Genomic DNA, 7,731 nt, shown 5'->3' on the forward strand with positions numbered 1-7,731 from the left:
CCGCGTGGTCGTCGATGTCCCGGCGCGCCCCGCGCCTCCGTCGTTCCCGCGCCGAACCTCGGTACGGCGCAACACCGTCGGGCTCGTCGCCGCGACCGCGCTGCTGGCCGCGTTGTGCGTGGCGAGCCTCGCGATCGGCACCCAGCACGTGTCCCTGTCGACGGTGTGGCAGGCGCTGACCACCTCCGTCTCGGGGGCCGGCTCCGCGACCGGCGACGAGTGGATCGTGCGCGACCTGCGCATCCCGCGCACGGTGCTGGCCGTCGTCGTCGGTGTCGCGCTCGGGCTGTCCGGCACCCTCATCCAGGGCGTGGGACGGAATCCGCTGGCCGATACCGAGGTGCTCGGGATCAACGCGGGCGCAGGGCTTTTCATCGTCACCGCGATCGCACTGCTCGGCCTGCAGGGTATCTGGACCTACATCTGGTTCGGATTCGCCGGTGCCCTGTTCGCGATGCTCCTGGTCTACCTGATCGGGATGGCCGGCCGCGCGTCCGCGACGCCGGTGCGCGTGCTGCTCGCCGGCGTCGCGATCGGCGCCGTCATGGACGGTCTCGGGTTCGCGGTCCGTCTGCGCTATCCGCGGGCGTTCGACAACATGCGGTTCTGGGACGCCGGCGCGCTCGACGGCCGCCCACTCGAGGTCGCTGCAGCGATCAGCCCGTTCGTCGCCCTCGGCGCGGTCCTGTGCCTGGTCGTCTCCCGCTCGCTGAACGTCACCGCTGTCGGAGACGATCTGGCAACCAGCCTGGGCGGCAACGTCGTTCGTACCCAGGTGCTCAGCCTCGTCGCGGTGACGCTGCTGGCCGGCGCCGCCACGGCCGGCGCGGGACCGATCGGTTTCGTGGGCTTGATGGTGCCACATGCGGTGCGCCGGTTCACCGGACCCGATTGGCGCTGGATCCTGGCCTATGCCGTCGTCGTCGCACCGGCGGTGCTGTTGGCCGCAGACATCGTCGGTCGCAAGGTGATCGCGCCGTCGGAGTTGCCGGCCGGCATCGTGACCGCCTTCGTCGGGGCGCCCGTACTGATCTGGTTGATCCGCCGACGGGCGGTCGGGGCATGACGGCGACGACGAGCCCGGTGCGGCGGCGCCGCCATGTGCTGCGCGTGGGCGGCATCGCGGTGCGCACTTCTCGACGGGCCGTGGTCGTCGTGGCTCTCATGCTGGCCGGGATGCTGCTGACCGCACTACTGGCCGTGGGTCTGGGCAAGTACCACGTCGCACCGCTGGACGTGGTGTCGGTGCTGACCGGTTCCAACACGTCGTTCGACCGCGTGGTGGTTCTCGAATGGCGGCTGCCCCGCATGCTGATGGCGCTGTTGGTCGGTGCGGCACTCGGGCTGTCGGGAGCCATCTTCCAGGCGATCACGGGTAATCCGCTCGGCAGCCCGGAGATCGTGGGTGTCAACTTCGGCGCCTACACCGGCGCACTCGCCGTCCTCGCCACCCTCGGAAGCGGCTACTACGCGGTGGCTGCCGGCGCGTTGGTGGGCGGACTGGTGACGGCGGTGGTGGTCTACGCACTGTCGTTTCACCGCGGCGTCGCCGGCTATCGGTTGATCGTCGTGGGTATCGCGGTCGGGGCTGTGCTGAATTCCGTCAACCAGTGGATCGTCATCAAACTCGATCACCACACCGCGGTCACCGCAGCCGTCTGGCAGCAAGGCACGTTGAGCGGGCTGACGTGGACGCAGGTGGTTCCGATGACCGTCTGTGTGGCGCTGTTGGTCTCGGCGCTCGTCGCTCTGGGCCCGCAGCTACCGGTTCTGCAGCTCGGCGACGACGCCGCCGGCGCCCTCGGGGTGCGACCCGACCGGGCGCGGGCCGCGTATCTCGTCGTCGGCGTCGGGCTGGTCGCCGTGGCGTGCGCGGCGGCCGGGCCGATCACCTTCGTCGCGCTGGCGGCGCCGCAACTGGCCCGTCGGTTGACGGCCAGTCCAGGCGTGGCGCTGTTGCCCGCCGCAGTCATGGGTGCGGCGCTGCTGTTGGTCAGTGACGTCATCGCCCAGCAGTTGTTCTCGGACAACGAGTTACCGGTGGGCGTGGTCACCGTCTCACTGGGCGGCTGCTATCTCATCTACCTCCTCGCCACGCAGGCACGAAAGCGATGAAGCATGACTGACAGCCGATTGGGCGCCGAACTCCTGTCGCTGGGGTACGGCGACACCGCGATCGTCGCCGATCTGACCCTCGCGATCCCGGACGGGCGCATCACGATGATCGTCGGCCCCAATGCTTGCGGCAAGTCCACACTGCTGCGAGGACTGGCACGGCTTCTGCGCCCCCGGGCCGGCCGGGTCGTCCTCGACGGCGCCGATATCTCCGGTCTGCACACGAAGGAGGTCGCCCGCCGCCTGGGCTTGCTCCCCCAGACGTCGATCGCACCGGAGGGCATCACGGTCGCCGATCTGGTGGCCCGAGGTCGCTTCCCCCACCAGAAACTGTTGCGGCAGTGGTCCGTTGCCGACGAGAAGGCCGTCACCGAGGCAATGACCCTGACCGGGGTGAGCGAGCTGGCCGACCGACTCGTCGACGAGTTGTCCGGCGGGCAACGGCAACGCGTCTGGGTCGCGATGGTCCTCGCGCAGCAGACACCGGTCCTGCTCCTGGACGAACCGACGACCTATCTCGACATCGCCCACCAAGTGGAGTTGCTCGATCTGTTCGCGATGCTCAACAGATCGCACGGCCACACGGTGGTTGCCGTGCTGCACGACCTGAACCACGCCTGCCGGTACGCCGACGAGATCGTCGTCATGAAGGCGGGCCGGATCGTCGAGCACGGCGAACCGGGCACGGTGGTGACGGCGGAGTTGCTCGCCGACGTGTACGGGCTCTCCTGTCAGATCATCGACGATCCCGAGACCGGCACGCCACTCATCGTGCCGCGCGCCTCCCCCTACCTCACGGCAGGCAGGTGAGATATCCCCCGCCCCTACCGAAGAAGTCCAGCGCGGCGTGATTCACGCCGTCGTCGGTTCGCACCACATCGAGCACCAGACCATGCGACTGCCCCCGGTGGGCATCGGCACCGGCGACGACGACCATGCCGCCGTCCTCCTCGATGAAGACCCGTCCCGGAGTGCCGCCGTAGATGCAGCGCGACACGTGCGACGAGATCACGCGCAGTCGCTCACCGCGAAAGTAGGTGTAGGCGTTGGGATACGGGTCGGAGAGTGCCCTGACGAGGCGCTCGATGTCGGCTGCCGGCCACTGCCAGTCGATGAGGCTGTCCTGCTCGGATCGCTTGTGGAAGAAGGTGCGATCGGCGAGGTTCTGGGGCACCGGTTCCAGCGTCTGGTGCTCCAGTCCGTCGAGCGCGGCCTCGAGGACGTCGGGCACGAGGTCGAGGGTGTCGTAGACCAGGCTGGTGCCGGTGCTCGACGGGCTGATCTCCACGGCGCGCTGCACCAGCACCGCGCCGGTGTCCAATTCGTCGTCCATCAAATGCGCGGTGAGACCGGTGTGCGTGGCACCGCTGATCAGCGACCAGATGACCGGCGAGAAGCCGGTGAACTTCGGCAGCAGCGAATCGTGCAGGTTCACGGTGCCCAACCGGGGAACGGCGAACAGCTCACGCGGCAGCTTGGTCCGCCAGTTGTTGGCGACCATCACGTCCGGGGCCACCGCACGGACCCGGTCGATCAGCTGGGCGTCGGGACGTTTGGCCAGGTACACCTCGATCCCCTCGCTGCGGGCCAGATCCTCCACCGAGTCGGCCCAAATCGATTCGTAGGCATGCTCACTGGCCGGATGCGTCACCACCAGATCGACGTCATGACGCGACTTCAGCAGCGCCTGCAGGGTGCGATGGCCCCACGTCTGGTATCCGAACATGACCACGCGCACGAAGAACCTCCAGTATCCCGGCCGGCCCACTGTAGCCGCCTGTGGTTAGCCTAACCTTTGATAGCATCCCCACGGTCCGCTCCCGCACCCTGTCGCGGGGGGACCGACGCTCACGGGATCTTCGCAGAGAGAGAGAACACGTTGTCCACCAATCCTTTCGACGATCCGAACGGCCGATTCGTGGTGTTGATCAACGACGAGGAGCAGTATTCGCTCTGGCCGACGTTCGCCGAGGTGCCGGCCGGGTGGCGCACGGTGTTCGGCGGACCCGACGGCACCGACCGCGACAGCGCATTGCGCTACGTCGAGGAGAACTGGACCGACATGCGGCCGAAATCGTTGCGGGAGCAGATGGACACCGCCGCATCCGCGCAGGCGTGAGTACGCCGTCGCGTGACGGCTGGTCCGGGACGGCGGTGCTGCGCCGCGCCGTCGCACGACAGCGCACCCGGCTCGCCGGCGGCTCTGTCCTCATCGCCGCCCACCAGCTCTGCGAGGTCGCCGTCCCGATCCTGATCGGCGTCATCGTCGATCGCGCAGTGGCCACCGGCTCGATCACCGCCATGGCCACCTGGATCTGCGCCCTGGCCGCCCTGTTCGTGGTCCTGACGATCGTCTATCGCTTCGGGGCCCGCATGCTGATGGCTGCCATCGCCGAGGAGGGCCACCTGCTGCGGGTCGAGTTGTGCCGGCGGATTCTCGACCCCCGCGGCATGGTCACCACTTACCAAGCGGGAGAACTGCTGTCGATTTCCTCCACCGACGCCGAGGAAACCGCCTATCTGCTCGACTACGTCCCCCGGATGGTCGGCGCGGCGGTGGCCACCGTCGCGTGCGGTGCGGTCCTGCTCCACATCGACGCACCCCTGGGCATCATGGTCCTCGTCGGCGTGCCGGTGGTCATGATTGGCCTGCAGCTCACCGCGCCCGTCATCGCGCGCCGTGTCGAGGAGCAGCAGTCGCAGATCGGTCGCGCCACCGCGCTGGCCACCGACCTCATCAGTGGGCAGCGGCCACTGCAGGGCATCGGCGCGCAGCGCCATGCCGCGGATCGTTACCGGGTCGCGAGCCGGCGCTCCCTGGCCGCGACGCTGCACGCGTCACGGATGGAGAGCGCCCACGCCGGGGCGGCCGCCGCCGCGGGCGCGCTCAGCGCGATGGCGGTCGCGGTGGCAGCCGCGTACTTCGCTCTCGCCGGTGACCTCACCCTCGGCCAGCTGATCACCGTGATCGGCCTCGCCCAGTTCCTCGCCGAGCCCTTCACCGTGCTCGCGACCCTGCCCAGCTCGGTGGCCGAAGCGCGCGCCTCGGCGAACCGCGTCGCCGACGTGCTGTCGGCGCCCGCGCGTCGCTCTGACGACCCGGTGTCGAACGCCTCGGCCGCACCCTCGGCACCCTCACTCGATGTCCTCGACGCGTCAGGCCACCTGATGTTCTGCGCCCACCCCGGCGAGATGGTGGCGGTGCTGACCGCCGACCCCCGGGACGCGACGACATTGATGGAGGCACTGGCCGACCGCGACCACGACGCCGGCCTGAGCGTGCGCATCGGCGGCCTGGCGCTGCGTGACATCCCGTACGGGCGACGCCGTCAGGCCCTGATCGTCGAGGCCCACCGCGGAGACCTGTTCAGCGGCACCCTGGAATCCAATCTCTCGATGTCGGGCGCCGAGTCCGACGCGATCGCCGCAGCGCTGATCGCGTCATGTGCGCTCGACGTGGTCGAACAGCACGCCGACGGACTCGAGCACCGGGTCATCGAGCGCGGCGCCAGTCTGTCCGGTGGACAACGCCAGCGGTGGACGCTGGCCCGCGCACTGGCCGCCGATCCGCACGTTCTGGTGTTGCACGACCCGACCACCGCCGTCGACGCCGTCACCGAACAAGCGATCGCCGAGGGCATTCGCAGCATGCGGGTCGCGCGCGGTCGCACCACGATCGTGTTCACCAGCAGCCCGGCGCTGCTCGCCGCCGCCGACCGCGTGATCGTCGTCGACGACGGTCGGGTCCGCGGGGAAGGCACCCACGACGACCTCGTCACCTCCGATGACGGATACCGGGAGCTGGTGCAGCGATGACGATCAGCACGTCGACGACACCACCCGTGCTGCCCGTCGCCTCGATGAGGCGGACGTGGCGGTGGCTAACCGGCGAAGCGCGCCGCCGCAGAATGGCCAGTGCCACAGCGCTCGTGGTCGGGTTGGCCGCCGCGGCGGCGGCCACCGTGCCGATCTACCTGCTCGGCTCGCTGGTCGATCGCATCGACGACGGCCGCTCGGCCGGGCTGGTCGGGCTGGCTGTGGTGATCGGCGTGAGCGCGGTGATCGGCGGGCTCGGCACGGGACTGTCGGCGTTCCTGATCGCCCGTCTCGGTGAGTCCGCGGTCGCGGACCTCCGCGAGGACGTACTGCGCCATGCCCTGGATCTGCCGGCGACGACGATCGAGGAGAGCGGCCGCGGCGATCTCCTGTCGCGCGTCGGCGCCGATGTCGCAGCGGTCGCCAAAGCCGTGTCCCAGGTACTGCCCGACATGCTCAACGCATTCTTCCTCGGCATCGTCACCGTGGTGGGGATGGCGGGCATCGACTGGCGGCTGGGACTCGCCGGCGCGCTGTGCATCCCGGCCTATGTCGCCGGATTGCTGTGGTACCTGCCCCGATCGGCGCCGCTGTACGCGCGACAGCGCGTCGCGCTCGCCGAACGTGCGCAGGCCACCGTCGAGTCCATCCAGGGCGCACGCACCATCGACGCCTACGAGGTGCATGCCGAGCACCTGCGCGGCATCGAGAACGCGTCGGCACGGGCCCGCGACTGTGAGATCACGGTCTTCGGTCTGTTCACCCGGTTCGTCGGCCGGGTCAACCGGGCCGAGTTCATCGGTCTGGCCGCGACCCTGGTCGTCGGCTTCCTCCTGGTCCGCAGCGGCGCCGTCACGGTCGGACAGACGACCGCCGCGGCGCTGATGTTCCATCGCCTGTTCAACCCGATCGGGATGATGATGTACAACTTCGACGAGATCCAGGCCGGCGCCGCGTGCCTCGCCCGTCTCGTCGGCGTGCTCGACCTGCGGCCCGCGCCGACAGACGGACCGCCGCCCCCGACTGCCGAACCCGCCTCGGCCGACGTCGAGGTGCGCAACGCGTCGTTCCGGTACGGGTCCGGCCCGCTTGTGCTGCAGGATGTTTCGCTCTCCATCCCAGCGGGCACGCGATGCGCGCTGGTGGGCACCACAGGTGCGGGGAAGAGCACCCTGGCCGCTGTCATCGCAGGGCTGTTCGTGCCGAATCAGGGGCAGACCCTCATCGGTGGAGTGTGCGTCGCCGACATCGCCGAGGATCGGCTCCGGCACTGGGTGGCCACGGTCACCCAGGAGGTTCACGTGTTCTCGGGCACCGTCGGAGACGACCTGCGCCTGGCCGCCCCCCAGGCGTCCCGCGACCACCTTCTCGACGCCCTGGCGCGAGTCGGCGCTCGAGACTGGGTCACCGGTCTCGCCGACGGATTGGACACCCTGGTCGGAGAACACGGCATCGACCTGACCGCAGCGCAGGCGCAGCATCTGGCGCTCGCGCGATTGGTGCTGGCCGACCCGCGCGTCGTCGTACTCGACGAAGCCACCGCCGAAGCCGGCAGCACCGCCGCCGGCGAGCTCGACGCAGCCGCACTGGCCGCCACCGAGGGTCGCACCACCCTCGTTGTCGCGCATCGCCTTTCCCAGGCTGCCACCGCCGACCAGATCCTGGTGATGGAGGGCGGACGCATCGTCGAGCGCGGTACCCATGCCGAACTGCTGGACCGTGCCGATCTACAGGACGGCCGCTACGCCCGGCTCTGGCGCGCCTGGCGAGCACACAGCTAGACCATCCCGCCCGCATCAC

At 69.5% G+C, this 7,731-nt stretch carries 7 protein-coding genes; 6 read left to right on the forward strand and 1 reads right to left on the reverse strand.

Going from position 1 to position 7,731, the window contains the following annotated elements; genetic code table 11:
• Positions 1-4: 4 nt before the first annotated feature.
• Genes DMB80_RS16125 through DMB80_RS16135 form a run of 3 tightly spaced genes read left to right on the forward strand, consistent with a single transcriptional unit; the run spans position 5 to position 2,925 of the window.
• Positions 5-1,066: an iron chelate uptake ABC transporter family permease subunit gene (locus DMB80_RS16125; protein ID WP_111510773.1), complete on the forward strand. Its 1,062-nt coding sequence runs from the start codon at positions 5-7 to the stop codon at positions 1,064-1,066.
• Entirely contained in the window at positions 1,063-2,115 is a 1,053-nt protein-coding gene (locus DMB80_RS16130) for a FecCD family ABC transporter permease (RefSeq protein ID WP_111510774.1), read from the forward strand. Before DMB80_RS16125 ends, DMB80_RS16130 begins: the two co-directional genes overlap by 4 nt.
• Before the next feature lie 3 nt (positions 2,116-2,118).
• Positions 2,119-2,925 (forward strand): ABC transporter ATP-binding protein, encoded by an 807-nt coding sequence (locus DMB80_RS16135; protein ID WP_111510775.1) that lies wholly within the window; start codon positions 2,119-2,121, stop codon positions 2,923-2,925.
• On the opposite strand, the gene DMB80_RS16140 is transcribed toward DMB80_RS16135, so the two are convergent.
• A complete protein-coding gene (locus DMB80_RS16140; protein WP_162938557.1) occupies positions 2,909-3,853 on the reverse strand; it encodes a methionyl-tRNA formyltransferase in 945 nt (314 codons plus the stop codon). The genes DMB80_RS16135 and DMB80_RS16140 overlap by 17 nt on opposite strands.
• 141 nt (positions 3,854-3,994) lie before the next feature.
• Here DMB80_RS16140 and DMB80_RS16145 point away from each other — a divergent pair, with 141 nt between their 5' ends.
• Genes DMB80_RS16145 through DMB80_RS16155 form a run of 3 tightly spaced genes read left to right on the forward strand, consistent with a single transcriptional unit; the run spans position 3,995 to position 7,712 of the window.
• Positions 3,995-4,234, forward strand: a complete 240-nt coding sequence (locus DMB80_RS16145) for an MbtH family protein (protein ID WP_111510776.1) — start codon at positions 3,995-3,997, stop codon at positions 4,232-4,234.
• A complete protein-coding gene (locus DMB80_RS16150) occupies positions 4,231-5,931 on the forward strand; it encodes an ABC transporter ATP-binding protein (protein ID WP_111510777.1) in 1,701 nt (566 codons plus the stop codon). The genes DMB80_RS16145 and DMB80_RS16150 overlap by 4 nt, the downstream gene beginning before the upstream one ends.
• Positions 5,928-7,712 carry an ABC transporter ATP-binding protein gene (locus DMB80_RS16155; RefSeq protein WP_111510778.1) on the forward strand — a complete coding sequence of 595 codons (1,785 nt, stop codon included), beginning with the start codon at positions 5,928-5,930 and terminating at the stop codon, positions 7,710-7,712. Before DMB80_RS16150 ends, DMB80_RS16155 begins: the two co-directional genes overlap by 4 nt.
• Positions 7,713-7,731 lie beyond the last annotated feature (19 nt).

The sequence above is a fragment of the Mycobacterium kyogaense genome (assembly GCF_003254575.1).
Lineage (GTDB): Bacteria > Actinomycetota > Actinomycetes > Mycobacteriales > Mycobacteriaceae > Mycobacterium > Mycobacterium kyogaense.

Excerpts from the sequence above, each read along its gene's own strand:
- DMB80_RS16135 (WP_111510775.1), top strand. The coding sequence starts at position 2,119 with ATGACTGACAGCCGATTGGGCGCCGAACTCCTGTCGCTGGGGTACGGC.
- DMB80_RS16155 (WP_111510778.1), top strand. The coding sequence starts at position 5,928 with ATGACGATCAGCACGTCGACGACACCACCCGTGCTGCCCGTCGCCTCG.
- DMB80_RS16130 (WP_111510774.1), top strand. The coding sequence starts at position 1,063 with ATGACGGCGACGACGAGCCCGGTGCGGCGGCGCCGCCATGTGCTGCGC.